Below are 25,592 nucleotides of genomic sequence, written 5' to 3'. Positions count from 1 at the left end.
GGCCGCGATCGCGGCGGATTTCACGCGCAGGTCATGCTGTAACTGTTTGTCAAAGCGATGACATAGAGGCCGCCCAGAATGGGGACACCGCGCGACGCCCCGCTCGCCGCGGTCCTCCCCATGCCCACCACCCACCTGCAGCCGCCCGACCCGTTGAGCATCGCCCTGTCCGCCTTGATCCGCGACGGCGCGCTGGACATCCATTTCCAACCGCTCGTCGAAGTGGAGCGGGCCCAGATCCTCGGCTACGAGGCCCTGACGCGCGGGCCGGCGGACACGCCGCTGCATTCGCCGCTGGTGCTGTTCGAGGCCGCGGCCCGGCTCGGCCGGCTGGTGGAGCTGGAACGGCTGGTGGTGCGCCGCGCGCTGCGCCGCTTCAAGGAACTCAAGCTGCCCGGCCAGCTCTTCCTCAACCTGACCGCCGACACCCTGCTGGCCACCAGCGACCGCGGCGCGCTGATCGCCCGCGAGTTCGCGCAGCTCGACCTGCCGGCGTCGCGCGTGGTCATCGAGCTGACCGAGACCCGCCCCATCCTCGAGCCCGAACGGCTGCAGGACAGCATGCGCAGCCTGCGCGAACTGGGATTCGTCGTCGCGCTGGACGACCTGGGCGAGGGCTTCGCCAGCCTGAAGCGCTGGATGGACATCCGGCCCGACTTCGTCAAGATCGACCGCCACTTCATCGACGGCATCGCTCAGGAGCCGCTCAAGCAGCAGTTCGTCCGCTCGATCCTGGAGATGGCGGCCAGCTCCGGCTGCACCGTCGTGGCCGAAGGCCTGGAGCAGCTCAGCGACCTGACCGTGCTGCGCCGCCTGGGCGTGCCGGTCTGCCAGGGCTACCTGCTTGCACGCCCGAGCGCCGCGCCACGGGCCGCGCTGCGGGCCGAGGTCGACGCGCTGCTGGCCCCCGAGCACCGGCGCCGCAACGCCGACTGGATGCGGCTGCCGCCCGACGCCATCACCACCGCCGCGCAACTGGCCCGGCGCAGCCACACCGTCACGCCCAAGCTCAACTGCCAGACCGTCGCCGACATGTTCCAGCGCGACGAGCAGCTGTTCTCGATGCCGGTGCTGGACGAGGCCAACCGGCCCATCGGCATCCTGCGCTCGCTGCAGGTGCTCAAGCGCAGCGCCGAGCGCTACTTCATGGACATCCACGAGAAGCGCTCCTGCACCGCGCTGATGGATGCGCAGCCGCTGATCTTCGACGCCGGCACCTCGCTGCGCGAGATGAGCGACGCGATCTCCAGCCTGGACGACCGCCTGATGGTGGACGGCTTCATCGTCACCCGGGGCGGCGAGTATTTCGGCACCGGCCGCAGCACCGACCTGCTCAAGGCCGTCTCCGACCTGCAGGTCCACAGCGCCCGCTACGCCAACCCGCTGACGCTGCTGCCCGGCAACGTGCCCACCGACCAGCACCTGGACGCGCTGCTGCACGAGGGCCGGGAGTTCGTCGTCGTCGCCTGGGACATCGACCACTTCAAGCCCTTCAACGACGTCTACGGCTACGCGGCGGGCGACGACATCATCAAGCTCTGCGCCCAGATCCTGCAGACCGCCGCCGATCCGGTGCTGGACTTCGTCGGCCACATCGGCGGGGACGACTTCGTGATGGTGCTGGGCTCGCCGGACTGGACCGCGCGCATCACCCGCGTCTGTCGCGAGTTCGACCGCCAGATCCGCCCCTTCTTCTCCGCCGAGCACCAGGCGCTGGGCGGCTACGTCACGCTGAACCGGCAGAACCAGGAGTCCTTCAACCCGCTGCCCACGCTCAGCGCCGGCGTGATCCAGGTGCAGCCCGGCGCTTTCGACAGCGTCCGCGCGCTGTCCGCCGCGCTGACCGAACCGAAGCACGTCGCCAAGTGCGGCACCGGCCCGAGCCGCTACTTCGTCGACCGCCGCCGTTCCAGTGCTGCCATCCCGGACATGGCGCCGCTCCTAGAATCGGCCGGGTGAACACCCCGCCCCTCGCGACCACCGCCCTTCCCGCCGATCCGACGCCCACGCCGGGTGTCGCGCCAGGTTTCGCGCCCGCGCACGTGCCGGCCCGGATCGCGCTGCACCCGCAGACCAACGCGGACCTGCACTGCCACTCCACCGTCTCCGACGGCACGCTGTCGCCGCAGGCGCTGGCCGCGCGAGCCAAGGCCAACGGGGTCGAGCTCTGGGCGCTGACCGACCATGACGAGGTCGGCGGCCAGCAGCGCGCGCTGGACGCCGCGCGCGCGCTGGGCCTGGCCTACCTGACCGGCGTGGAGATCTCGGTGACCTTCGCCGGCAAGGTGGTGCATATCGTCGGCCTGGGCTTCGACCACCACGATCCCCGCATCGTCGAGGGCCTGCGCGCCACGCGCGGCGGTCGCGGCGCGCGGGCGCGGGAAATGTCGGACGGCCTGGCCAAGGTCGGCATCCATGGCGCCTACGAGGGCGCGCTCAGGCACGCCGGCAATCCGGAGCTGATCTCGCGCACGCACTTCGCGCGCTTCCTGGTCGAGACCGGCCAGTGCGGCGACGTGCCGGAGGTCTTCCGCCGCTTCCTGACCGAGGGCAAGCCCGGCTACGTGCCGCACCGCTGGGCGGCGCTGCGCGACGCGGTGGGCTGGATCGTCGACGCCGGCGGCATCGCGGTCATCGCGCATCCGGGGCGCTACGGCTTCACGCCGACCGAGGAATATGCGCTGATCACCGAGTTCATGGCCCATGGCGGCCGCGGCATCGAGGTCGTCACCGGCAGCCACACGGCGGCGGAGATGGTCCAGTACGCCGACACCGCGCTCGAATTCGACCTGCTCGCCTCGCGCGGCTCCGACTTCCACAGTCCGGAGGAAAGTCGCGTCGACCTGGGCCGGCTCGAGCAGCACCTCTCGGGCAAACTCAAGCCGGTGTGGAATGCGCTCGAGTACCGCATCCACTGGCCGGCCTGATACCGGCCCGGCCCGCACACCGATTGCCCCAGGCGAGGACCATGGCCCAGATCTTTGAAGTCCATCCCGACAACCCGCAGGCCCGCTTCCTGCGCCAGGCGGCGCAGATCCTGAGCCAGGGCGGCATCGGCGCGATCCCGACGGACTCGAGCTACGCCCTGGTGTGCCAGCTCGACGACAAGGCCGCCGCCGAGGCGCTGCGCCGCATCCGCGGCGTCGACGACAAGCACCACATGACGCTGCTGTGCCGCGACCTCAGCGAGCTGGGCAGCTACGCGCGCGTCGACAACAAGCAGTACCGGATGATCAAGACGGCCACGCCGGGCCCCTTCACCTTCATCCTGGAGGCGACGAAGGAAGTGCCGCGGCGGCTGTCGCATCCCTCGCGCCGCACCATCGGCCTGCGCGTGCCGGACCACCGCGTCACGCAGGAACTGCTCGCGCTGGTGGGCGGGCCGCTGCTGGCGACCACGCTGATCCCGCCCGGGGAACACGAGCCGCTCAACGATCCCGAGCAGATCACCGCGCGCTACGACAAGCAGATCCAGCTGATCATCGACGCCGGCGCCTGCCCGATGAAGCCGACCACCGTCGTCGACCTCACCGCGGAACCGCCGGTGCTGGTGCGCCGCGGCTGCGGCGATCCGGCCTGCCTGGGGCTGGAACTCGAGGAGGCGGAGGCCGAGGACTGACGACGCTTCAAACGCGCCAAGCAAAACGCCGGCGCGAAGCCGGCGTTTTTCATGGGGAGGTGCGTCTCGCACCGCCGAGGGTCAGACCGCGGCGGTGATCACGATCTCGATCTTCCACTCGGGCTTGGCCAGCTTGGCCTCGACCGTGGCGCGCGGCGGCGTGTGGCCGGCCGGCACCCAGGCGTCCCAGGCGGCGTTCATGCCGGCCAGGTCCTTGACGTCGGCGATGTACAGCTGCGCGCGCAGGATCCTGGTCTTGTCGCTGCCGGCACGGGCCAGCAGCTGGTCGATCATCGCCAGGACCTGCTCGGTCTGGCCCTTGATGTCGGCGCTGGCGTCCGACGGCACCTGGCCGGCCAGGTAGACCACGCCGTTGTGGATGGCCATCTCGGAGAGACGCGGGCCGACGTCGAAGCGTTCGATGCTGCTCATTTGCTGTGCTGCTTGGGTTTGTGGGAAGACTTGTGATCGCGCTTCTCGCGCGACTGCTCGTGGCGATGGGACTTCACGGCCGGCGCGGCGGCCGCGGGCGCGGCCTTCTGGCCGAGCTTGCTCTCGGTGCCCGCCATCAGCTTCTTGATGTTGGCCGCATGGCGCCAGACCAGCAGCAGGCTCATCAGCGCGATGGCCGGCAGCTCGGGGCCAACGTCCCAGACCAGCATCTGCAGCAGCGGCGCGGCCACGGCAGCGCTCAGCGACGCCAGCGACGAATAGCGGAACACCACCGCCATCGCGATCCACACGCCCAGCACTGCCAGGCCCAGCCAGGGGTTGAGGGCGAGCAACACGCCCGCTGCGGTGGCGACGCCCTTGCCGCCCACGAACTTGAAGAACACCGGCCACAGGTGGCCGATGAAGGCGGCCAGGCCGACCAGCGCGGCGGTGCCCTCCTCCAACCCGTACGGCGCGCCGAACTTGAGCACCAGCAGCACCGGCAGGTAGCCCTTGAGCGCGTCGAAGACCAGCGTGAGGATGGCCGCGGCCTTGTTGCCCGAGCGCAGCACGTTGGTCGCGCCCGGATTGCCGCTGCCATAGCTGCGCGGATCGGACAGGCCCATCAGCCGGCTGACGATCACCGCGAAGGACAGCGAACCGATCAGGTACCCGGCCACGACGGCCAACAAGGGGAACAGGACACTTTGCATGGGGCGCTATTCTGCCCCGGACTTCAGCGCGCACTCGACCGGGCGGGCCGCCAGCAGCTCCGTCAAAACCCGGGGTTCGATGCTGACCAGATAACCGCGCCGCCCGCCGTTGATCAGGATGCGCGGCAACGCGAGCACGCTGGCCTCGACGAACACCGGCATCGCCTTGCGGGTGCCGAAGGGCGAGGTGCCGCCGACCAGGTAGCCGCTGTGGCGCTGGGCAACGTCCGGCTTGCAGGGCTCGACCTTCTTGCAGGGGATCTGCCGCGCGAGTTCCTTGAGGCTGACGGTGCAGTCGCCATGCATCAGCACGATCAGCGGCTGCGCCTTCTCGTCCTGCATCACCAGCGTCTTGACCACCTCGTGCTCGGGCACGCCGAGCTGCTTGGAGGACTCGCCGGTGCCGCCGTGATCGACGTAGTCGTAGACATGCTCGCCAAACGCGACCCGGTGCTGGCGCAGCATCTGTGTCGCGAGCGTCTCGCTGACGTGGACGGATTTCTTGCTCATGGGCGCGGATTGTCGACGCTGGCGGCGAAGGCCCGCTTGTACGAGCTTGCTGCGCCGGCATTGGCATCGGCATCGGCGTCGGCGTCGCCTTCCGTCCCGATGCTTTGCTGCTGACAGCGCGTGGCAATGCGCGCGCGTAACGTGCGCCCGCAATGAACAGCGCCCGCTGCCGCGCGGGCATCACCGACTGCCACGATCCGGACCGCCATGACCGCTTCCACGGACGCCACCGCCAGCTACCACCTCAAGGACCTGATCTCCCCGGCGACGTTGCACGCGCTGGCCGAGGTCTTCGCCGACACCGCGCCCGGCTTCCAGCACAAGCGCTTCCTGGCGGTGGCCACGGACGGCCTGGACGCGCTGTCCATCATGCAGCGCGTGCATCGCGTGGCCGAGGCGCTGGACGCCGCCCTGCCCGGCAGCTTCAGCGCCAAGCTCGACGCGGTGGTGGCCGCCGCGCCGCGCGCCGGCGGCTCCTTCATGAACATGGGCCTGTGCGACTTCGTCGCGAGCTTCGGCCTGCACGATCCGTCCGCGTCGCTCGCGGCGCTCCAGCGCCTGACGCCGCACGGCACCGCCGAATTCGCGATCCGCCCCTTCCTGCGCCAGGACCTCGCCGGCACGCTGCGGACGATGACGCGCTGGACCGCCGATGGCGACGAGCATGTGCGCCGGCTGGCCAGCGAGGGCTGCCGGCCGCGGCTGCCATGGTCCTTCCGCCTGGACGCGCTGGTGGCCGATCCGACGCCCGCGGCGGAGATCCTGTGGGCACTGCGCGCCGACGACGCCCTCTACGTGCGGCGCTCCGTCGCCAACCACCTCAACGACATCACGAAGGACCATGCGGACTGGGTCTTCGCCCATGTCGCCGACTGGGACCTGGACGACGCGCGCAGCGCCTGGATCGTCAAGCACGCGCTGCGCTCACGCATCAAGCAAGGCGACGCGCGGGCGCTGAAGCTGATCGGCGCCAGCGACGGCGCGCGGGCGGCCGTCGAGCAACTGGCGATCGCACCGGCGCGCCTGGCGATCGGCGGCGCGATCGAGATCGCCTTCGAGCTGCGCTCCAGCGCCGACGTCACGCAGCGGCTGGTCGTGGACTACGCGATCCACTACGTCAAGAAGAACGGGCGCGCCTCGCCGAAGGTCTTCAAGCTCAAGACGGTGGAGCTGGCGGCCGGCGCCTCGACGCCGATCCGCATCCAGCGCGCGCTGCGCGACTTCACGACCCGCACGCATTACCCGGGCACGCATCGCGTCGAGATTCTGGTCAACGGCCAGCGACTGGCCGAGGGCACCTTCGAGCTGCTGGCGCCTTGAGCGCGCGGCGTCCGGTCGACCGCCGCGCGTTCACTGTGCCGGGTCGCGGATCTCCCAGCGGATGCGGTCGATGCGCGCGTGGACCTCGGCATCGAGCGGGCGGCCGAGCGCCGCGAGGTTCTCATCGAGCTGCGCCGCGTTCGTGATGCCGATCAGCGCGCTGCCGGTCTGCCAGCGCGAAGTGACCCAGGCCATCGCCAGCGTCGCCGGCGTCATGCCCAGTTCCGCCGCGAGCGCGTTGTAGCGGCGCGCAGCTTCGAGCGTCTCGGGCCGCGCCCAGCGCTGCTTCTTCATGCTGTCGAAGATCGCCAGCCGGCCCGGCCTGGCGGGATCGCCCAGCCCATGCGCGTCGTACTTGCCGGTCAGCGTACCGAAGCCCAGCGGCGAATACGCCAGCAGGCCGACCTGGTGGCGGTAGAGCGCCTCGTCCAGGCCGTTCTCGACGACGCGGTTCACCAGGCTGTAGGGGTTCTGCACGCTGACGATGCGCGGCAGGCCGTGGACCTGCGCCAGATGCACGAATTCACCGACGCCGTAGGCGGTCTCGTTGGACAGGCCGACGTGGCGGATCTTGCCCGCGCGTCGCAGCTGGTCCAGCGCCTGCAACTGCTCCAGCATCGACGCCACCGGCTTGTCCTTGGACGGCTCGAAGTAGACGCCTCCGAACATCGGCACGTGCCGCGCGGGCCAGTGGATCTGGAACAGGTCGATGGTGTCGATGCGCAGCCGCCGCAGGCTGTCCTCGCAGGCCTGGACGATCTGCGCGCCGGTCAGGTCCTGGCTGCCGTCGCGGATCCAGTCATAACCGCGCGAGGGCCCGGCGACCTTGGTCGCGATGACCAGGCGCTCGCGCAGTCCCGGCCGCACCTGCAGCCAGCGGCCGACGATCTCCTCCGTCCTGCCGAAGGTCTCGGCGCGCGCCGGCACCGGGTACATCTCGGCCAGGTCCAGCAGGTTGATGCCCGCGGCCACCGCGCGGTCCAGCAGCGCGTGGCTGCCGGCCTCGTCGACCTGTTCGCCGAAGGTCATCGTGCCCAGGCCGATGCGGGTGACCGACAGGTCCGACTGTCCGAGGGTGATGCGCTCCATCTTGTCCGTGCTCCGTGAGGTGCCGCGTGGCTCCGTCGCCGCGGCAGGCGGCCAGTGTGCCCGACGCGGGCGGCGCGCCGGTTCCCTGCTCGCCCGCATGTGCACCGCCTCCGTCCGCCCCCGTGCACCACATGGCCGGAATGGGCTCTCCCTCACGGTTGCCGACTGGAAATTATTGTTTTACAGTAATTTCTTGCCACATCACGGTAACGTCACAGCCTCGCCATGCGCCCTTCCCCCATCCCCGCCGGCCTGCAGCGCATTCGCTGGATCGCCCACTGCGTGCGCGCGATGGCGCTGATCGCGATGGCGACGGTGGTCGGCTTCCATGCGGTGTTCTGGACCCACCCGGCCATGATCGAGCGCACCGCGCGCAAGGAGTGGGACCTGTCGCACGCGTTGCAGTTCGACGTGGTCTCGCGCGGCGCGGCGCTGGCGGTGAACCTGCCGCTGGCCCTGCTGACGCTGTATGCCCTGTGGTGCCTGTGGCGCCTGTTCGGCGGCTACCTGCGCGGCGAGGTCTTCACCGACGCCGCGACGCGGCTGCTGCGCCGCATGGGGCAGTCGGTGGTGGCGATCGCCGTCGCGATGCCGCTCACCGACACGGCCACGGTGCTCGCACTGACGCTAGGCAACCCGCCGGGCCAGCGCTACCTGTCGTTCCAGTTGGGCAGCTCGCATTTCGTCGTGCTGCTGTGCGGGCTGGTCTTCGTCGCGATGGGCCAGGTGATGCGCGAGGCGCAGCGCATGGCGCAAGAGAACGCCGAGTTCATCTGAGCGGCCCATGCCCATCGTCGTCCGACTCGACGTCATGCTCGCCCAGCGCAAGATGCGCTCGAAGGAGCTGGCCGAGGCCATCGGCATCACCGAGGCCAACCTGTCGCTGCTGAAGTCCGGCAAGGTGCGCGGCGTGCGCTTCGACACCCTGTCGCGGATCTGCGCGGTGCTGCAATGCCAGCCGGGCGACCTGCTCGCCTGGGAACCCGGCGAGGAACCGGAGGGAGACGGTGATGGCAACGCATAGGGCCGAGGCCGCACATGGCGCGACCGATGCAGCGGCGCATGGGGCGACGCGCGCCGCGACGCGGAACACCTCTCGCCGGTTCCGCGCGATGGCGCTGGGCGCGGTCCTCCTGCTTCACGTCGCGCTGGTCGCCTGGCTGCAGCACGCCTGGCACCGGGGCGAGGCGCACAGCACGCAGCGGCGCTCGTCGATCCGGATGGTGACGATCCAGTTGCCGCCGCTGGTCCCGCGGCCGCCGGCGAAGGCGACGACGCAGCGCGCCGAAGGCAGCCCCGCGGTCCGCCGCGCCGCCGCAGCTCACGCACCGACCGGCGGCACGGCGAAGGCGCCGCAATCGCCCGCGGCGAGTCCGCGCGCGGCATCGCCCGCGCCTGGGCTCGAGCGCGTCGACGAAACGCCGCGCGCCACCGTGGTCATCGCCGCGCCGACGCCCGCATCGGGTGCCTCCGGCCCCAGCGGTCGCGAGCTCATGGACGGCACGGCGACGCGCCGCGCGATCCGCCAGTCCGCGCAGGGCCAGCCGCTGCTGGCGGAGCGGGCCGACGAGGCCAGCCGCGCGCCCGACCGGATCGATGCATCGACCAAGCTGGGCAACGAAATGATGAAGGGCGCCAGCGGCGATTGCCTCAAGGGCGAGTACGCCGGCGGCGGCATGGGGCTGCTCAGCGCGCCCTTCTGGCTGCTCGCCGAGGCGCGCGGCAAGTGCCGGCGCTGAGCCCCGCTCCGCCCGACCACCGCGCGGCTGCCACCCCGATGAGGGACAACCGTCGTCAACGCAACTTGACCGCGCGCCGTTCAGCGCGGACCGCTCACAGCGACCAGGGAGAGAGAACCGTGAAACCCCAGCAGTTCCAGCGCGCGCGACTCGCGGCCGCGCTCCTCGTGATCGGCGTGCTCGGCGCGGGCTGCGGCCCGGCGGCCATGGCCGCGCCCGCCGCGACCGCCGCGGCCACCGCCCCCGCCAGCGCGGACGACCCGCGGCCGGCGGCCGCCCCGGCCTCGGCGGCGGTCGCCCTGCCGACGGTCCAGAGCGACGTCAAGCGCGGCGCCTCCTTCCCCTACAAGCGCCTGAACGAACTGCTGTCGAAGCTGCGCACCGAAGGCGAAGGGCTCTTCGTCAGCCGCTTCGTGCTGACGGACGCGAAGGACGCCAGCAAGCCGCCGCCCGCCGGCACCAAGCTCGCGCTGATGAGCGACGACGACTACATCCCCATCCCCATCGACGACAAGGGCCGCTTCGACCTGCCGACCTTCAGCGAGCGCCAGGCCAAGGACATGGACTTCGGCACCAACGTGCCCAAGGGCGAGCTCGGCGTGCGCCTGAGCATCGACCTGGCCACGCCGCCGGAGATGCTGGACATGGCCACGGTGCGGCGCATCGTCACCGTCGGCCAGCGGCTGCGCACCGAGCTGCTGCCCTGGTACGTGCGCTGGATGTTCCCGCAGATCGACGGCGTGATCGCCTGCAGCGACGCGCCGCAATGGCAGCTGGACTGGTCCGAGGGCGCGCAGCGCTGGCGCCTGCCCTTGCCGGCGGACGCGCAGCAGCGCGAGCCGGAGACGCCCAAGGGCAAGCCCTCGCGCGCCTGCACCGTGCTGACCGGGCAGGAGCAATGGCCCGACGCCGCGCTGCTGCAGACGCCGCCGGGCACCAACACCAAGCTGTACGTCAAGCTGCGCAATCCGCGCGCGAGTTGAGCGAAGGCGCGCCGCGCGTCCCACCTGCAACGGCGAAGCGGCGGCGACTGAGCCCTCGACGAGGGGCGCCGCTCAGGCCGCCCGACCGGCGGCGCGATCCGCCTCGAGCTGCCGCAGCACGCGGCGCTGCACCTTGCCGGTGGTGGTCATCGGCAGGCTGTCGAGGAACTCGATCTCCTTGGGGTACTCGTAGGGCGCGAGCCGCTGACGGACGAAGTCCTGCAACTCGCCGGTCAACGCGGCCGACGGCTGCCGCCCCGGCGCCAGCACGACGAAGGCTTTCACCAGCGCGCCGCGCTCGGCATCGGGCTTGGGCACGACCGCGGCATTGGCCACCGCCTCGTGACGCACCAGGCAGTTCTCGATCTCGCCGGGGCCGATGCGATAGCCCGCGACCTTGAACTGGTCGTCGGCGCGGCCCTGGTACCAGAGGTAGCCGTCCTCGTCAGTGCGCGCGAGGTCGCCGGTGCGGCACCAGCTGTCCAGCGGATCGCCGGTGAACTTCGCCGCCGTCGCGGCCTCGTTGCGCCAGTAGCCGAGGAAGAAGATCGGATCGAGGTCGCCATGCCCGTCCCGGCGATGCACCGCCACTTCGCCGATCTGCCCGGGTGGGCAGACCTGGCCGTCGTCGTCGATGACCGCGACGCGGTGACCGGGATACGCGCGGCCCATGCTGCCGGGCTTGGCCGGCCACAGCCGCGCGCAGTTGCCCACGACGTAGTTGATCTCGGTCTGGCCGAACATCTCGTTGACCGTCACGCCCAGTTCGCGCCGGACCCAGTCGAAGACCGCGTCGCCGACGGCCTCGCCGGCGCTCATCACGGCCTCCAGGCGCAGCGTGTAGTGCTCGGCGGGATGGGGCACCGCCTTCATCATGGCCTTCAGCGCCGTCGGAAACAGGAAGGTGTGGCTGACGCGGTAGTGCTGCATCAGCTCGAAGGCCTTCTCCGGCGAGAAGCGGCCCTGGTAACCGAGGATGGGCCGGCCGAAGCACAGCGACGGCAGCAGCGCGTCCATCAGCCCACCGGTCCAGGCCCAGTCGGCGGGGCTCCAGAACACGGCCTCGCTGCGGACCCGCGGGTCATGGGGATCGAAGCCGAACCAGTTCTGGCTCGCGATGAAGCCGGTCAGGTTGCCCAGCAGCGCGCGCTGCGGCAGCAAGGCGCCCTTGGGCGCGCCGGTCGTGCCGCTGGTGTAGATCAGGATCGCGGGATCCTCGGCCGCGTTGTCCCGCGCGGCGAAGCGCGCGTCCTCGGCCTGCAGCGCGGCCATCCAGCCGGCTTCGCCGTCCTGCGGCTCGGACTCGCCGACCAGCAGGACGTGGCGCAGCGCCGGGCATTGCGCACGCACCGCGCGCACTGCGGCGAGCGCCCCGCTCTCGACGATCGCGACGCTGGCCTCGCTGTCCTGCAGCCGGTAGGCCAGCGCATCGGGGCCGAAGAGCATGGACAGCGGCATCGCCACCGCGCCGAGCTGGTTGATCGCGATGTGCGCGACCGCCGTCTCGAAACGCTGCGGCAGCACCAGCGCCACGCGGTCGCCGGCCTGCACGCCGAGGCGCCGCAGCGCGTTGGACAGCCGATTCGCCGCGCGTTGCAGTTGGCCGAAGGAGTACTGCGCGCGACAACCGCTGTCGCTGTCGAAGAGGATGGCCGGCGCGTCGGGCGTCTCGCGGGCCCAGCGGCCGCAGCAGAGTTCGGCGATGGACAGGCGCTCAGGCACCTGCCAGCGGAACGCGCCGTGGATCAGCGCGTAGGCGTCGGACATCGCGACTCTCCGGGACTGGAACAAGAGCGTGGATGCTAGCGAGCGAGCCGGCACGGGACGTCATGGAAAGCCCGTAGCGCCAGGACGGTGCCGGCCCGGGCGGGCGCGCCCTCGCACGGTGCACGGAGAAAACGCGGATCGATCCTCGATGCGCGCATGAAGGCGAAGGCGCGATCGCGTGAAGGCGTGATCGCGTGAAGGCGCCGCCTACACTCCGCCGGATGACCGTGAAGATCCTGCACAACCCCCGCTGCTCGAAGTCGCGCGAGGCGCTGGCCCGGCTCGAATCACGCGGCCTTCGCCCCGAGATCGTCGACTACCTGGCCACGCCCTTGTCGCTGGGCGAGCTGCGGACGCTGCAGCGCCAGCTGGGCGTGCCGGCGCGCGCGATGCTGCGCGAGGGCGAGGATGAGTACCGCGAGCTCGGCCTGTCCGAGCCCGCGCTCAGCGACGACCAGCTGCTGCAGGCGGTGGCGGACCACCCGCGGCTGCTGCAGCGTCCCATCGTCGTGGACGGCGATCGCGCGCTGATCGCCCGGCCGCCGGAACAGCTCGACGGCTGGTGGCCGTGAGCGCGCGAAGCCTCAGCCCTTGAAGCGCGCGAGCGCGTCACCGGTGAGGCGGCACAGGCGCCAGTCCGGCATGATCGTCGCGCCCATCTTCTCGTAGAAGCGGATGGCGTTCTCGTTCCAATCGAGCACGCACCATTCGAAGCGGCCGTAGCCGCGCTCGATCGCGACCTGCGCCAGGCGGGTCAGCATGCGCGTGCCGAGTCGCGCGCCGCGATGGGCAGGCTGGACGTAGAGGTCCTCGAGGTAGAGCCCGGGCTTGGCCAGGAAGGTCGAGAAATTCACGAAGGTCAGCGCGAAGGCGACGATGGCGCCGCTCTCGTGCTCGGCGACCATGGCCTCGGCGACGGGCCGCTCGCCGAAGAGATGCGGATGCAGCTTCTCCGGCGTGACCTCCATCAGGTGGGACAGGCTCTCGAAGTCGGCGAGCTCGCCGATCAGGCCAACGATGGCGGGGACGTCGGCGGGCCGGGCGGGACGCAGGGCGTAGGGATCGGGCGTGGCGGTCATGGTGGCTCGTGGATGAAGTCGGCGCATTGTCTCCATGGCGAAAGCCGGCCGCCGTTCCTCACACTACAGTCGCCGTCCATGAGCACCGACATGAGTCCCGCCACGGGCGCGTCGCACACGGCCGCGTACGACGTCCGCCGCCCGCATCGCAGCGCCTTCCTGACGCTGCGCGGCCTGCGCCACCACGTGCTGCGCTGGGGCCCCGAGCAGGACGGCACGCGCCCGCTGCTCGTGATGGTCCACGGCTGGATGGACGTCGGCGCATCGTTCCAGTTCATGGTCGACGCCTTCCGCGAGGACCGCAGCGTCGTGGCCATCGACTGGCGCGGCTTCGGCCTCACCGACAGCACCCCGGGCGACGCCTACTGGTTCCCCGACTACCTCGGCGACCTGGACGCCTTGCTCGACGCGCTCAGCCCCGGGGCGCCGGTCGACCTGCTGGGCCACAGCATGGGCGGCAACATCGCGATGAGCTACGCCGGCGTGCGGCCCGGGCGGCTGCGCAAGCTGGTGAACCTGGAGGGCTTCGGCCTGCCGGACACCACGCCCGAGATGGCGCCGGCGCGGCTCGCGAGCTGGCTCGACGAGCTCAAGGAGACCCCGAGCCTCAAGAGCTACGACAGCGTCGAGGGCGTGGCGCAGCGGCTGATGAAGACCAACCCGCGGCTGAGCGCCGACAAGGCGGCGTGGCTGGCGCCGCATTGGTCGCGGCGCGGCGATGACGGCCGCTGGCACATCCTCGGCGACCCGGCGCACAAGCGGACCAATCCGGTGCTGTACCGCAAGGCGGAGGCGCTGGCCTGCTGGTCCGCGATCACGGCGCCGACGCTGTGGGTCGAGGGCAGCGAGACCCAGCTCTCGCAGTGGTGGGGCGACCGCTATCCGCGCGAGGACTTCGAGGCGCGCCTGGCCGTCGTCAAGGACCTGCGGCGCGTCACGCTGCAGCAGGCGGCGCACATGATGCACCACGACCAGCCCGAGGCGCTGGCGCGCGCGGTCGAAGAGTTCCTGGGGTAGCGGCCTGCGTGAGGCTGCTGGCCCTCACCCCTGCCCTCTCCCGCAAGCGGGAGAGGGAGTAACACTGCCTCGCTCGCTGGTCTGTCTTTCCCCCTCTCCCGCTTGCGGGAGAGGGAGGGGTGAGGGCAGCGGCCTCCCGCAGTCCTTCACGCCAGCTTTCCCGCACCGGGGACAGACGTCCCCGAGTCAGCCGGGGGCCCAACCACCGCCGCTTGATACGCCGCGACGAACTCCGGCGGCATGCGCCTGGGCCGACCAGCGGAGATGTCGATGCACACCAGCTCCCAGCGGCCGCGCATCAGCGTCTGCCCATCGCTCACGCGACGCAGTTGGAATCGACGCTCCATCGCCAGCCTGCCGTCGCCGCCGGTGAGCCAGGTGCCCAGCACCAGCGCCTCGCCCTCGAAGGACGGCAGCAGGTAGTCGTAGCCGCCGTGGCGGATCGCCATCGCCCGGTCCAGCCGCCGGTAGTCGTCGATGTCCAGCCCCAGCGCCACCGAGTGCGACCACCCCACCTGCTCGCACCACCGCACATACACCGCGTTGTTGGTGTGGTTCAAGCCGTCGATGTCCTCGGGCCGCGGGCTCACCGACAGGCAGTGCGGGGACGGGTAGTCCCATCCGGTAGCGAGCGCATCGGGGCTCGGACTCCCGCTGGCGAGGGGGCTTGAAGAGGTCGCGGTCATCGCGGGGAACTTCCCGGAAATCATCGAAATCCGACACGCGTGGTCGGGGTGCGTCAGCTTAGCCGCGCGGATTGGGCAGAATGCCGCCCTTTTCCGGCGACGTCCGTCGCCTGCGCGACCTGCGCCCGCGCGGCCCACCGAACGGGCCGCCCGCCTGTCGCGCCCCTTCGCCCTGTCCTGCTCCGCCCCCGCTGCTGTCGTCGTCCCATGGAAAACATCATCGTCACCGAAGAACTCAAGGCCTACATCGATCCGCTGACCGAGGACGAGTACGCCGCGCTCGAGCGCAGCATCCTGGCCGAGGGCTGCCGCGATGCGCTGGTGCTGTGGGGCGACATCCTCGTCGACGGCCACAACCGCCACAGCATCTGCACCAAGCACGGCCTCCCCTTCCAGACGGTGCAGAACACGCGCTTCAAGTCGATGGAAGACGTGCACCTGTGGATGATCGACCAGCACCTGGGCCGCCGCAGCGTCTCCGACTTCCAGCGCGGCGTGCTCGCCCTGCGCAAGAAGGAGATCATGGAAGCGCGCCGCCTGGCGGTGCTCAGCGATCCCAGCCCCGAGGCTTCCGCCGCCGAGGCCGAAGCGCCCGCCAGCGCCACCGGCGCGCCGGTCCCGGACGCGCCCCCGCTCAAGAGCCGCGAGGCCATCGCCCGCGCCGCGCGCATCAGCAGCGCCACGGTGACGCAGATCGAGAAGATCCAGAAGGCGGCCGCGCCGGAGCTCGTCGCCGCCGTCCGCTCGGGCGAGGTCTCCATCAGCGCCGCCGCCGTCATCGCCGACCTGCCCGCCGAGGAACAGGCCGCCGCCGCTGCGGGCGGCAAGAAGGAACTGCGCCAGGCCGCCAAGCGCGTGCGTGAATCGAAAGTCGGCAAGAAGGCCGCTGGCGACGCCGTCTCGGAAGTGGCCGTCGCGCTGCTGGACGTGCCCACCAACGCGGACGGCGAGCTCGAGGCCGATCCCGCCGTCGCGCTGCTGCGCGCCCAGGTCAGCGCGCTGCAGGACGAGAACGTGAAGCTGCGCGCGCAGGTCGCCGAGCTGCAGGCGCAGCTCGCCGCCGTGAAGCAGGAATCCGCGGATCCGTCGCCGTTCTGACCGCGCTCAGAAGCCGGTGATCGGCCCCGAGCGCTCCCGCTCGGGCCGCCTGGCCTCGGCCTCGTCCGCATACGGGACGGGGTCCTTCACGCCGGCCGCGGCCTCGCGGCGATTCATGACGGTCGCGTAGATGACCACGATCGCCACGTAGACGATCAGCGCCCCCTGCGACCCGACCCAGAAGCTGAACGGCCAGCCGAAGAAGTCGAAGCTCAAGGCCCGGGCGAAGTAGGCCACGCCGAAGGTCACCAGCGCCCACACCAGCAGCAGCATGAGCGTCAAGCGCCAGTTGCCGCGCCGCACGCGCCGGCGCCGGGCGCGGAACGCACCAGAGGGGGAACCCGCATCGGGGACAGAGGGATGGGAAAGCATTCCGCCATCTTAAGGAGGCCTCCTGCTTCAGCATGAGAAAATACCCGGCTTCGGGCCCCCTGTCGGGGGCTCTTTCACTCGAACGAATCATGGACATCGAGCAAATCAACGCGATCGGCACCACGCTGGCCGATCTGCAAGCGCGGACCGCCGCGCTAAGGGGGTACCTTTGACTACGACCGCAAAGCGCTGCGGTTGAATGAAGTCAACGCCGCCCTGGAGAACCCCAACGTCTGGAACGAACCCAAGCGGGCCCAGGAACTCGGCAAGGAAAAGCGCGCCCTCGACAAGGTCGTCGAAACCATCAATCACCTGACGTCGAACCTCTCCGACAACCTCGAGCTGTTCGAGATGTCCAAGGACGACAACGACGTCACCGGCCTGCAGACCATCGAAGCGGAATCCGCCAAGCTCACCGAGCTGGTCGAGGAACTCGAGTTCCGCCGGATGTTCAACAACCCGGCCGACCCGCTGAACTGCTTCATCGACATCCAGGCCGGCGCCGGCGGCACCGAAGCCTGCGACTGGGCCGGCATGCTGCTGCGCCAGTACCTGAAGTACTGCGAGCGCAAGGGCTTCAAGGCCGAGGTCGAGGAACAGACCGACGATGAGATCGCCGGCATCAAGAGCGCCACGATCAAGGTGGAAGGCGAGTACGCCTTCGGCCTGCTGCGCTCCGAATCGGGCGTGCACCGCCTGGTCCGTAAGAGCCCCTTCGACTCCTCCGGCGGTCGCCACACCAGCTTCGCCTCGCTGTTCGTCTATCCCGAGATCGACGACTCGATCGAGATCGACATCAACCCCGCCGACGTGCGCACCGACACCTACCGCGCCAGCGGCGCCGGCGGCCAGCACATCAACAAGACCGACTCGGCGGTGCGCCTGACCCACATCCCGACCGGCATCGTGGTGCAGTGCCAGGACAGCCGCAGCCAGCACAGCAACCGCGACGTCGCCTGGCGCCGCCTGCGCTCGCGCCTGTACGACCACGAGATGAAGAAGCGCATGGCCGAGCAGCAGAAGCTCGAGGACAGCAAGACCGACGTGGGCTGGGGCCACCAGATCCGCTCGTACGTGCTGGACCAGAGCCGCATCAAGGACCTGCGCACCAACGTCGAGATCTCCAACACCCAGAAGGTGCTGGACGGCGACCTCGACGCATTCATCACCGCGTCCCTCAAGCAGGGCGTGTAAGAGCAACACGAGACAACAGCCCCGGCGCACGACCCTTGAGCCCGGGGCTTCTTCATTCCTACAAGGAAGCCCGCCATGCGTGAAGGCACCGCCACCCTGATCCGCCGCGCCGACTACGTCGCGCCGATCTTCTGGATCCGCACCGTCGACCTGTGCTTCGACCTCGATCCGGCCAAGACGCTGGTCGCCAGCAAGATGCGCCTGGAACGCAACGCCGCGGTGCCGCACGGCCCGCTGCGCCTGCATGGCGAGGAGCTCAACCTGCTGCGCGTGCTGATCGACGGCGAGAGCGTGTCCTTCCGCCAGGAAGGCCATGAGCTGATCATCGACAACGTGCCCGACGCGGACTTCACGCTGGAGATCCGCAACACCTGCGCGCCGGAGAAGAACACCGCGCTGTCGGGCCTGTACACCTCGGGCGGCAGCTTCTTCACGCAATGCGAGGCCGAGGGCTTCCGCCGCATCACCTACTTCCTGGACCGCCCCGACGTGATGGCGGTCTACACGGTGACGCTGCGCGCCGACAAGGCGAAGTACCCGGTGCTGCTGTCCAACGGCAACCTGGTCGAGACCTCCGAACTGGACAACGGCCGCCACCTCGCGAAGTGGCACGACCCCTTCCCCAAGCCCAGCTACCTGTTCGCGCTGGTGGCCGGCGACCTGGTCGCGCGCGAGCAGCGCATCCGCACCCGCGGCGGCAAGGACCACCTGCTGCAGGTCTACGTCCGCCAGGGTGACCTGGAGAAGACCGAACACGCGATGAACTCGCTGATCGCCTCGGTCGTGTGGGACGAGGCCCGCTTCAAGCTGCCGCTGGATCTGGAGCGCTTCATGGTCGTCGGCGTGTCCGACTTCAACATGGGCGCGATGGAGAACAAGGGCCTGAACATCTTCAACACCGCGGCGCTGCTGGCCTCCCCGGCCACCGCGACCGACGCGGACTTCGCCCGCATCGAGTCCATCGTCGCGCACGAGTACTTCCACAACTGGACCGGCAACCGCGTCACCTGCCGCGACTGGTTCCAGCTGTCGCTCAAGGAAGGCCTGACCGTCTTCCGCGACCAGGAGTTCAGCCAGGACATGGCCGCCACGCCGAGCGCGCGCGCGGTCTGCCGCATCGAGGACGTGCGCGCGCTGCGCGCCCGCCAGTTCCCCGAGGACGCCGGCGCGATGGCGCATCCGGTGCGCCCCGACGAGTACGTCGAGATCAACAACTTCTACACCGCCACCGTCTACGAGAAGGGCTCGGAGGTGGTGCGCATGTACCAGACGCTGGTCGGCCGCGACGGTTTCGCCAAGGGCATGGCGCTGTACTTCGAGCGCCATGACGGCCAGGCCGTGACCTGCGACGACTTCGCGCAGGCGATCGCGGACGCGAATCCGGGCTCGGCGCTGGCCACCCGCCTGGACGCGTTCAAGCGCTGGTACTCGCAGGCCGGCACGCCGCGCCTGCGCGCGCGCGGCGCCTACGACGCGGCCGCCCAGACCTTCACGCTGACGCTGCAGCAGTCCACGCCCGCGACCCCGGGCCAGGACGGCAAGCTGCCGCAGGTGATCCCGGTCGCGCTGGGCCTGCTGGCCCGCGACGGCCAGGCGCTGCCGCTGATGCTGCAGGGCGAGGACGGCGCCGCGGGCTCGACCGAGACCGAGCGCGTGCTGGTGCTGGACCAGACCGAGCAGAGCTTCGTCTTCGTCAACGTGCCGTCCGAGCCGGTGCCCTCGCTGCTGCGTGGCTTCTCCGCGCCGGTGGTGCTGGACGACGGCCTGGGCGACGCCGAGCTGCTGGTGCTGCTCAAGCACGACAGCGACGCGTTCAATCGCTGGGAAGCCTCTCAGCGCCTGGCGCTGGCGCGCATCCTGGGCGCCGTGCGCTCGGGCCAGCCGCTGGTGCTGGACGCGGCCTACCTGGACGCGATGCGCGCGGTGCTGCGCCATCCGGAACTGGACCCGGCGTTCAAGGCGCTGGCGCTGCAGCTGCCTGACGAGGCCTACATCGCCGAGCAGCTCGACGTGGTCGACCCGCAGGCGGTGCATGCGGCCGTCGAGGCGGCGCAGGCGCAGTTGGCCTCGGCCCTGCAGGCGGACTGGGCCTGGGCCCATGACGCGCATCAGGTCACGGCCGGCTACAGCCCCGACCCGGTGCAGAGCGGCAAGCGCGCGCTGGTGAACCTGTCCCTGGCGATGCTGGTGCTGAACGCGACGCGCAGCGGTGACGGCGTCTGGCCGGGCCGCGCCTACCAGCGCTTCAAGGACGCCACCAACATGACGGACCGCATGGGCGCGCTGTCGGCGCTCGTGAACGCGCACGCCGACCTGGCCGACAGCGCGCTCGCGCGCTTCCACGCCCAGTTCAAGGGCGAGGCGCTGGTCATCGACAAGTGGTTCGCGCTGCAAGGCCGCGCGGCCGAGCGCGACGGCAAGACCTTCGCGCGGGTGAAGCAGCTGATGAAGCATCCGGACTTCACGCTGAAGAATCCGAACCGCGCGCGCAGCCTGATCTTCTCGCTGGCGATGTTCAACCCGGCGGCGTTCCATCGCAAGGACGCGGCGGGTTATGTGTTCTGGGCCGACCAGGTGCTGGCGCTGGACGCGATCAACCCGCAGGTGGCGGGCCGCCTGGCCCGCGTCATGGACCGCTGGACCGCCCTGGCCGAGCCCTACCGCAGCGCGGCGCGCGAGGCGATTGCCCGCGTGGCGGCCAAGCCCGACCTGTCCAACGACGTGCGCGAGATCGTCCAGCGCGCGCTGGCGCTGGATCCGCGTCCGGCGTCGGCCGAGGCGGCCACGCCGACGGAGGTCGCCGCGCAATCCTGATTCCGCGTGCGGAGCGGTCCGCGCGTCGGGCCGCTGCGCGGCGCACGAGATTTGCAACCATCGGAGTCTTTTCATGAGTCAACGCGTCAGCCTGACCCAATACCTGGTCGAGCAGCAACGGGCGCACGGCCACATCCCCCAGCAGCTGCGGCTGCTGATCGAGGTGGTCGCGCGCGCCTGCAAGCGCATCGCCATCAGCGTCAACAAGGGCGCGCTCGGTGACGTGCTGGGCACGGCCGGGTCGGAGAACGTCCAGGGCGAGGTCCAGAAGAAGCTGGACATCATCGCCAACGAGGTGCTGATCGAGGCCAACGAGTGGGGCGGCCACCTGGCCGCGATGGCGTCCGAGGAGATGGACAGCATCTACCTCGTGCCCAACCGCTATCCGCAGGGCGAGTACCTGCTGATGTTCGATCCGCTGGACGGCTCCAGCAACATCGATGTGAACGTGTCGATCGGCACCATCTTCTCGGTGCTGAAGAAGCCCGAGGGCAGCAAGGGCGTCAGCGAGGACGACTTCCTGCAGCCCGGTTCCGCGCAGGCGGCGGCCGGCTACTGCGTGTATGGCCCGCAGACGACGCTGGTGCTGACGGTGGGCGACGGCGTGGCGATGTTCACGCTGGACCGCGAGCAGGGCTCGTGGGTGCTGACCGCCGACGACGTGAAGATCCCCGCGGACACCAAGGAATTCGCGATCAACATGTCCAACATGCGCCACTGGGACGAGCCGGTGAAGCGCTACATCGACGAATGCCTGGCCGGCACGACCGGTCCGCGCGGCAAGGACTTCAACATGCGCTGGATCGCCTCGATGGTGGCGGACGTGCATCGCATCCTGACGCGCGGCGGGATCTTCATGTACCCCTGGGACAAGCGCGAGCCCAACAAGGCCGGCAAGCTGCGCCTGATGTACGAGGCCAACCCGATGGCCTTCCTCGTCGAGCAGGCCGGCGGCGCGGCCACCAACGCCCGCCAGCGCATCCTGGACCTGACCCCGACCAAGCTCCACGAGCGCGTGTCGGTGGTGCTGGGCTCGAAGAACGAGGTCGAGCGCGTGACGCAATATCACCTGGAGGCCGAGAAGGCCAAGTGATCCGCACCGGATCCGGGGACGGTTTGAACCGCTGATCCCCGGAACGCAAGGACAACGCGAAGGGCGGTCATGAGACCGCCCTTCGTCATTTCAGAAGAAGGTCCGTACCCCGCCGGTGACGCGATAGCCGTCGTCCACGGTGTAGAGCAGCGGCCATTTGTCGAAGGTCGTGCAGGGATGGCCGATGCCGAAGGCGATCAGGTCGCCGACCCGCAGCGGCAAGGCGCCATCGCTCGCGTCGACGAAGGCGTGCTGGTCGTTGAGCTTGGAGACGGACCAGCCGGGCGGCGTCGCCTGCGGCGCCTCATGGACGCCCTGGCGATACCACCACAGCGGTTGCGGCAGGCAGGCGTCGTAGCTCAGGTCGCGGCGGCCCGCGGTGCAGATCGCGCGGCCCGGCTCGGGCACCGACTGCACGTAGGCCCAGACCTCGATCGCGTTGCGCAGGCCCGGTCCGTCGCCCCACAGCGCGCCGGCACGCTGCTTCATGCGGTCCTGCATGCGCTCGTACTGCAGGCTGTCGTGGCTGAGGTAGCAACCGCTGCGCAGCACCACGCGCAGGGCATGGCCGCTGCCGCCGGCCTCGACCGCCGCCAGCGTCTTCGCCGCCATGTCGAAGAACGCCGATCCGCCAGCGGTCAGCAGCACCTCGCCCGGCGCGAACCAGCCTTCGGCGCAGCCCAGCCGGGTCAGCTCGGCCACCGTCTCGATCATCGTCAGCGCGCCCAGTTCCACGCGCGCCGTCTCCGTGCCGCTGTAGACGCCTTCGAAGGCTTCCACGCCGCGCAACGCGATCACCGGAGACGCATCGCGGATCAGGCGGGCGAGCGCCACGCCCTCAGCCGTCGAGCGCACGCCGGTGCGCCCGCCCGGCGTGCCGACTTCCAGCAGCACCTGCAGCGGCCGTTTCAGGCCGCGCTCGCGCGCCGCCCGGTGCAGCAGATCGAGTCCCGCCGCCGAGTCGACCAGCAGGTAGAAATCGAAGGCCGGATCGGCCTCGAGTTCACGCAGCACCAGTTCCAGGTCGGCCTTGCCCACCAGCTGATTGGCCAGGATCACCCGCGGCACGCCGAAGCGGCGATAAGTGCGGACGTGCGCCGCCGTCGCCGCCGTCATGCCCCAGGCGCCTTCATCGAACTGGCGCTGGAACAACTGCGGCGCCATCGTCGTCTTGCCGTGCGGCGCCAGGCTCACGCCGGCGCGCGCGGTGAACTCGCGCATCCAGCGCGCGTTGTGGTCCAGCGCCGATTCCTTCAGCACCGCGGCCGGCAGCGGCAGGTCGCCGTCGAGCAGGGACAGCGCCAATCCGCCCAGCGCGCGCAGTGGAACGCCCTCGGCGGCGGCCGGCAGGCCCTTCAGGGTGCCGGGCAGCGGTTCGGCCTCCAGCGCGGTCAGAGGGAGCGTCACCGGCGCGTGGCCGGCCAGGTCGTCGTGGGCATGTGCGGTCATGGCGTGGGATGTTGCCACCGACGCGCGGGCACGTCGGCCGCGCGTCGAGCCCGTCCCTGCGATCACCGGGTCGACGACCGCGAGTTCAGCCGCGCGAGCGCATCCGGCGCCGCCGCCAGAACAGCCCGCCGGCAGCGGCCAGCGCCAGCGCGAGCGAACCCGGCTCCGGCACCGCAGCCGCCTGGAAAGCGATCGAATCGACCTTCAGCGCGCTCCAGACATACGGGTCCTCGGTCTGCTGCACACCGAAGAAGATCGACCACAGCCCACCCTCCGCGAAGGTGTAGGACGAGACATTGCCGCGCAGGTCGACAACCGCTTCGGTGCTGCCGTTGAAGGCCACGAAGAACGCGTTGTCGACGTTGCCCGGATTGCCGACGTTGCCCGAGGACACCTCGCCCAATCGCTGCGAGACCCATGCCAGCGTGTCCCCGGCCACCACATTGACGTCCTGCGCGATGAAGCCGCCGCGCAGGAAACGTCCTGCGACGTTCTGCGAGAAGAAGGTCGGCGCGCCGGCGCCCGATGGGCTGAAAGGCAGGGGCTGCGGACAGGCGACATTCCAGATGTCGGTCGCGCAGGTCACGTTCGGTCCCAGCGGCCAGAGCGACATCGCCACGATGAGCGCCGAGTTGTTGCCCGCCAGCGCCGGGTAGCCGTTGCCCGCATTCGCGATGGCCGTCGAGGATCCATTGACATTGGCGCCGCTCGCGTACCAGCCGCTCAGGTTGCCGCCTTCGAAATCGCCGTTCACCACGGCGGCGCCGTGGGCCGACATGGCTGCGGCGGCGCCGAACAGCGCGGCGCTCAAGATTCGTTTCATGTTGCTCTCCCTGCGATCACGCCGCGCGACATGCGCGACGGCGCGATGCTAGGGATCACCCCGAGGTCGGCCATCCGCAAGCTTGGGGATGCCATGTCCCCGATCGGAGGGGGCCGCCCAACTCCTGGGACAGCGGCCTTTCACCGGCCTTTGCCGCGCCCAAAGAAAAAGCCGCTTGGACATCCAAGCGGCTTTTCAGATTGGTGCCGGTGAAGAGAGTCGAACTCCCGACCTTCGCATTACGAATGCGCTGCTCTACCAACTGAGCTACACCGGCTTACCCGTGAGATCACGGCGTTTCGGCGCCGTTGCTGCTACCGCCTCGCCCCGGTGATGCAACTTTTGATGCAACCCCTGTGGCTCGGTGATGCAACTTGCATCCCTTGGGAAGACCGCGACTATAGCAGACGTTTTTGGGATGTTTCAAGAACGTCGCGACCGAGCGACCGGTTGCCGTCAGAAGGACGTTGCATCGACTTCGCAGTGCTCTCAAAATCAGCTCGCTTCTGGTCGGGAGACCAGTTCCGCCGCGTTCGCATGAGCCGGCACAGCCGCGCATCGCATGAGCCGGCGCCCGCTGTTCCAGGATGCTGGGCACGGGGACTTTTCCTCACGGAGTCCTCATGACCAAGATCCAGACCCTTCGATCCCGGGCTTTCGCCCACCAGAATGGCCGTTGCTGCTACTGCGATGTACAGATGTGGCTCCATCAGCCGACAGAGTTGCTCCTCCCTCAGCGAGCCGCAGCGAAGCTGAGGTGCACAGCTGAGCACTTGCGAGCGAAGTCAGAAGGCGGCCCCGAGCAGCCCGACAACATCGCTGCGGCCTGTCTCCGATGCAACGAAATGCGCCATCGGATGCATCCCCCGCTCTCACCTGAACGCTACCGGGCCCATGTTCACCGTCTAATGCGGGCCAGGCGGTGGCACAAGCGGTGCGTCCTCTCGGCTGGATTGGCGACAGCAAGTGCAGATGGTCATCCCGCCTTGCGCCCCCTCCCGCTCTCGCCGGCCCAGAATCGGTCAGACAACAGAGTCAATTCAGGGAGCTTTGATGCCTACGTTCGCAGAACTTTGGAGCAACCATCCGACGATCAAGGGTGACGCGCCGCTCCTTGACACAAAGGTCTACGAGAACCAATGCGCGATCAACATGTCCGCGTCGCTGATGCGCAGCGGGATCGATCTGAAGTCGTTCACAGGGGCTCGCTCCTGGGAGAAGGACAAGCCGAAGTATCCGATTCCGGCGGAAGAGCTTGCGGGTTGGCTCGACAAGAATGCAGCCCTGCTTCCGGGCGAGATCACAAAGTTCTCGGGCAAGGACGTGCTTGGCTCGTTCGACAAGATCAACGGTAAGACAGAGGTGATCTTCCTAAAGGACTATTACGGTCCGGGTCAAAGCGGCGACCACATCGACCTGTTCAGCAAGAATCGGATGACACCCTGTTCTCGTGGTTCCGTATCGCGACCGGCTTCTCGTACGAAGGGCGATTCAGCGACTACAAGAAGTCCAAGGCGATCTGGTTCTGGGAAGTCAAATGAAGCGTTCGGTCTACGCCGTTTTGGCCGCAATCATCTCGATCGTGGTGACGTACTACTTGCTCCGCTTCGTCTGGCAGTGGTACGAGCCGAAGTACGCGAAGTCCGACTCGGACATCAGCGACTTCATGATCGCCGGTTTGGTGATTCAGGCGATCTGCATGATCGGAACCGGGATCGCGACGTACAAGCTCACTGGTCGGCGACGTAGCGAATAAACCAAAAAAGGCTGCGCGATGCGCAGCCTTCCTCTGAAT

Annotated in this window: 27 protein-coding genes and 1 tRNA gene; 16 read left to right on the top strand and 12 right to left on the bottom strand. The window is 69.5% G+C overall.

Annotation, left to right across the window (positions count from 1 at the left end; genetic code table 11):
• Positions 1 to 120 precede the first annotated feature (120 nt).
• From ACTJKJ_RS12620 to ACTJKJ_RS12610, 3 genes are all read left to right on the top strand, one after another.
• On the top strand, positions 121 to 1,959 hold the full coding sequence (locus ACTJKJ_RS12620) for a bifunctional diguanylate cyclase/phosphodiesterase (protein WP_440820651.1): 1,839 nt from the start codon (positions 121 to 123) through the stop codon (positions 1,957 to 1,959).
• Positions 1,960 to 2,060: 101 nt separating this feature from the next.
• Positions 2,061 to 2,927, top strand: a complete 867-nt coding sequence (locus ACTJKJ_RS12615) for a 3',5'-nucleoside bisphosphate phosphatase (protein WP_440820685.1) — start codon at positions 2,061 to 2,063, stop codon at positions 2,925 to 2,927.
• A gap of 41 nt (positions 2,928 to 2,968) precedes the next feature.
• Complete coding sequence (locus tag ACTJKJ_RS12610) at positions 2,969 to 3,619, top strand: L-threonylcarbamoyladenylate synthase (RefSeq protein WP_091725483.1); 651 nt, start codon at positions 2,969 to 2,971, stop codon at positions 3,617 to 3,619.
• An 81-nt stretch (positions 3,620 to 3,700) separates the two neighbouring features.
• Here ACTJKJ_RS12610 and ACTJKJ_RS12605 read toward each other — a convergent pair whose 3' ends face one another.
• From ACTJKJ_RS12605 to ACTJKJ_RS12590, 4 genes are read right to left on the bottom strand one after another with little or no spacing between them, the layout of a single operon-like run.
• Positions 3,701 to 4,051 (bottom strand): RidA family protein, encoded by a 351-nt coding sequence (locus tag ACTJKJ_RS12605; protein ID WP_440820650.1) that lies wholly within the window; start codon positions 4,049 to 4,051, stop codon positions 3,701 to 3,703.
• Complete coding sequence (plsY, locus tag ACTJKJ_RS12600; RefSeq protein ID WP_440820649.1) at positions 4,048 to 4,764, bottom strand: glycerol-3-phosphate 1-O-acyltransferase PlsY; 717 nt, start codon at positions 4,762 to 4,764, stop codon at positions 4,048 to 4,050. The genes ACTJKJ_RS12605 and plsY overlap by 4 nt, the downstream gene beginning before the upstream one ends.
• A 6-nt stretch (positions 4,765 to 4,770) precedes the next feature.
• The gene (locus ACTJKJ_RS12595; RefSeq protein WP_297388102.1) at positions 4,771 to 5,274 is read right to left on the bottom strand and encodes an aminoacyl-tRNA deacylase; all 504 of its coding nucleotides are present in this window, start codon (positions 5,272 to 5,274) and stop codon (positions 4,771 to 4,773) included.
• Positions 5,271 to 5,483, bottom strand: coding sequence for a hypothetical protein (locus ACTJKJ_RS12590; RefSeq protein ID WP_440820648.1), 213 nt, complete (start codon positions 5,481 to 5,483; stop codon positions 5,271 to 5,273). The genes ACTJKJ_RS12595 and ACTJKJ_RS12590 overlap by 4 nt, the downstream gene beginning before the upstream one ends.
• Here ACTJKJ_RS12590 and ACTJKJ_RS12585 point away from each other — a divergent pair.
• The gene (locus ACTJKJ_RS12585; protein WP_440820647.1) at positions 5,482 to 6,594 is read left to right on the top strand and encodes a DNA alkylation repair protein; all 1,113 of its coding nucleotides are present in this window, start codon (positions 5,482 to 5,484) and stop codon (positions 6,592 to 6,594) included. The two genes, ACTJKJ_RS12590 and ACTJKJ_RS12585, sit on opposite strands and share 2 nt — an antisense overlap.
• Before the next feature lie 30 nt (positions 6,595 to 6,624).
• Here the strand turns inward: ACTJKJ_RS12585 and ACTJKJ_RS12580 are convergent, their stop codons facing one another.
• Positions 6,625 to 7,683, bottom strand: coding sequence for an aldo/keto reductase (locus tag ACTJKJ_RS12580; RefSeq protein ID WP_440820646.1), 1,059 nt, complete (start codon positions 7,681 to 7,683; stop codon positions 6,625 to 6,627).
• Positions 7,684 to 7,908: 225 nt separating this feature from the next.
• Here ACTJKJ_RS12580 and ACTJKJ_RS12575 point away from each other — a divergent pair, with 225 nt between their 5' ends.
• The 4 genes from ACTJKJ_RS12575 to ACTJKJ_RS12560 all read left to right on the top strand — a co-directional run bounded on the left by ACTJKJ_RS12575 (position 7,909) and on the right by ACTJKJ_RS12560 (position 10,405).
• On the top strand, positions 7,909 to 8,460 hold the full coding sequence (locus tag ACTJKJ_RS12575; protein WP_440820645.1) for a DUF2975 domain-containing protein: 552 nt from the start codon (positions 7,909 to 7,911) through the stop codon (positions 8,458 to 8,460).
• 7 nt (positions 8,461 to 8,467) lie between these two features.
• Positions 8,468 to 8,707: a helix-turn-helix domain-containing protein gene (locus ACTJKJ_RS12570; RefSeq protein ID WP_297388090.1), complete on the top strand. Its 240-nt coding sequence runs from the start codon at positions 8,468 to 8,470 to the stop codon at positions 8,705 to 8,707.
• On the top strand, positions 8,694 to 9,422 hold the full coding sequence (locus ACTJKJ_RS12565; protein ID WP_297388087.1) for a hypothetical protein: 729 nt from the start codon (positions 8,694 to 8,696) through the stop codon (positions 9,420 to 9,422). Before ACTJKJ_RS12570 ends, ACTJKJ_RS12565 begins: the two co-directional genes overlap by 14 nt.
• A 119-nt stretch (positions 9,423 to 9,541) precedes the next feature.
• Positions 9,542 to 10,405, top strand: a complete 864-nt coding sequence (locus ACTJKJ_RS12560) for a hypothetical protein (protein ID WP_440820644.1) — start codon at positions 9,542 to 9,544, stop codon at positions 10,403 to 10,405.
• Between the two features lie 72 nt (positions 10,406 to 10,477).
• On the opposite strand, the gene ACTJKJ_RS12555 is transcribed toward ACTJKJ_RS12560, so the two are convergent.
• Positions 10,478 to 12,172, bottom strand: coding sequence for an acyl-CoA synthetase (locus ACTJKJ_RS12555; RefSeq protein WP_440820643.1), 1,695 nt, complete (start codon positions 12,170 to 12,172; stop codon positions 10,478 to 10,480).
• A 221-nt stretch (positions 12,173 to 12,393) separates the two neighbouring features.
• Here ACTJKJ_RS12555 and arsC point away from each other — a divergent pair, with 221 nt between their 5' ends.
• Positions 12,394 to 12,744, top strand: a complete 351-nt coding sequence (gene arsC, locus ACTJKJ_RS12550) for an arsenate reductase (glutaredoxin) (protein ID WP_440820642.1) — start codon at positions 12,394 to 12,396, stop codon at positions 12,742 to 12,744.
• A gap of 12 nt (positions 12,745 to 12,756) precedes the next feature.
• Here the strand turns inward: arsC and ACTJKJ_RS12545 are convergent, their stop codons facing one another.
• Positions 12,757 to 13,251: an N-acetyltransferase family protein gene (locus ACTJKJ_RS12545; RefSeq protein WP_440820641.1), complete on the bottom strand. Its 495-nt coding sequence runs from the start codon at positions 13,249 to 13,251 to the stop codon at positions 12,757 to 12,759.
• A gap of 90 nt (positions 13,252 to 13,341) precedes the next feature.
• Here ACTJKJ_RS12545 and ACTJKJ_RS12540 point away from each other — a divergent pair, with 90 nt between their 5' ends.
• On the top strand, positions 13,342 to 14,268 hold the full coding sequence (locus ACTJKJ_RS12540) for an alpha/beta fold hydrolase (RefSeq protein ID WP_440820640.1): 927 nt from the start codon (positions 13,342 to 13,344) through the stop codon (positions 14,266 to 14,268).
• Positions 14,269 to 14,414: 146 nt separating this feature from the next.
• On the opposite strand, the gene ACTJKJ_RS12535 is transcribed toward ACTJKJ_RS12540, so the two are convergent.
• Positions 14,415 to 14,858: an acyl-CoA thioesterase gene (locus ACTJKJ_RS12535; protein WP_440820684.1), complete on the bottom strand. Its 444-nt coding sequence runs from the start codon at positions 14,856 to 14,858 to the stop codon at positions 14,415 to 14,417.
• A gap of 303 nt (positions 14,859 to 15,161) precedes the next feature.
• Between ACTJKJ_RS12535 and ACTJKJ_RS12530 the strand changes: the two genes are divergently transcribed.
• A complete protein-coding gene (locus tag ACTJKJ_RS12530) occupies positions 15,162 to 16,052 on the top strand; it encodes a plasmid replication/partition related protein (RefSeq protein ID WP_440820639.1) in 891 nt (296 codons plus the stop codon).
• Between the two features lie 6 nt (positions 16,053 to 16,058).
• Here ACTJKJ_RS12530 and ACTJKJ_RS12525 read toward each other — a convergent pair whose 3' ends face one another.
• The gene (locus tag ACTJKJ_RS12525) at positions 16,059 to 16,424 is read right to left on the bottom strand and encodes a DUF4212 domain-containing protein (RefSeq protein ID WP_440820638.1); all 366 of its coding nucleotides are present in this window, start codon (positions 16,422 to 16,424) and stop codon (positions 16,059 to 16,061) included.
• 89 nt (positions 16,425 to 16,513) lie between these two features.
• Between ACTJKJ_RS12525 and prfB the strand changes: the two genes are divergently transcribed.
• The 3 genes from prfB to ACTJKJ_RS12510 all read left to right on the top strand — a co-directional run bounded on the left by prfB (position 16,514) and on the right by ACTJKJ_RS12510 (position 21,525).
• Positions 16,514 to 17,618, top strand: a protein-coding gene (prfB, locus tag ACTJKJ_RS12520; protein ID WP_440820637.1) for a peptide chain release factor 2 whose coding sequence is annotated in 2 segments (ribosomal slippage) — positions 16,514 to 16,594 and positions 16,596 to 17,618 — 1,104 coding nt in all. Because the reading frame shifts where the segments join, the coding sequence is not laid out codon by codon here.
• Between the two features lie 75 nt (positions 17,619 to 17,693).
• The gene (gene pepN / locus ACTJKJ_RS12515) at positions 17,694 to 20,432 is read left to right on the top strand and encodes an aminopeptidase N (protein WP_440820636.1); all 2,739 of its coding nucleotides are present in this window, start codon (positions 17,694 to 17,696) and stop codon (positions 20,430 to 20,432) included.
• A 73-nt stretch (positions 20,433 to 20,505) separates the two neighbouring features.
• Complete coding sequence (locus ACTJKJ_RS12510; protein WP_091725551.1) at positions 20,506 to 21,525, top strand: class 1 fructose-bisphosphatase; 1,020 nt, start codon at positions 20,506 to 20,508, stop codon at positions 21,523 to 21,525.
• A gap of 90 nt (positions 21,526 to 21,615) precedes the next feature.
• Here the strand turns inward: ACTJKJ_RS12510 and ACTJKJ_RS12505 are convergent, their stop codons facing one another.
• The 3 genes from ACTJKJ_RS12505 to ACTJKJ_RS12495 form a co-directional block, all read right to left on the bottom strand.
• Entirely contained in the window at positions 21,616 to 22,974 is a 1,359-nt protein-coding gene (locus ACTJKJ_RS12505; protein ID WP_440820635.1) for an amino acid deaminase, read from the bottom strand.
• A gap of 85 nt (positions 22,975 to 23,059) precedes the next feature.
• Positions 23,060 to 23,797 carry a PEP-CTERM sorting domain-containing protein gene (locus tag ACTJKJ_RS12500; RefSeq protein WP_440820634.1) on the bottom strand — a complete coding sequence of 246 codons (738 nt, stop codon included), beginning with the start codon at positions 23,795 to 23,797 and terminating at the stop codon, positions 23,060 to 23,062.
• A 201-nt stretch (positions 23,798 to 23,998) separates the two neighbouring features.
• Positions 23,999 to 24,074, bottom strand: a tRNA-Thr gene (locus ACTJKJ_RS12495).
• A gap of 310 nt (positions 24,075 to 24,384) precedes the next feature.
• Here ACTJKJ_RS12495 and ACTJKJ_RS12490 point away from each other — a divergent pair.
• Entirely contained in the window at positions 24,385 to 24,900 is a 516-nt protein-coding gene (locus tag ACTJKJ_RS12490) for an HNH endonuclease (RefSeq protein ID WP_440820633.1), read from the top strand.
• Positions 24,851 to 25,546, top strand: a complete 696-nt coding sequence (locus tag ACTJKJ_RS12485; protein WP_440820632.1) for a T6SS effector amidase Tae4 family protein — start codon at positions 24,851 to 24,853, stop codon at positions 25,544 to 25,546. Before ACTJKJ_RS12490 ends, ACTJKJ_RS12485 begins: the two co-directional genes overlap by 50 nt.
• Positions 25,547 to 25,592: the final 46 nt, after the last annotated feature.

Source organism: Roseateles sp. 22389, from assembly GCF_052044995.1.
In the GTDB taxonomy this organism is placed as follows: Bacteria; Pseudomonadota; Gammaproteobacteria; order Burkholderiales; family Burkholderiaceae_C; genus Roseateles.
This window is presented reverse-complemented; position numbering and strand designations above follow the sequence as displayed.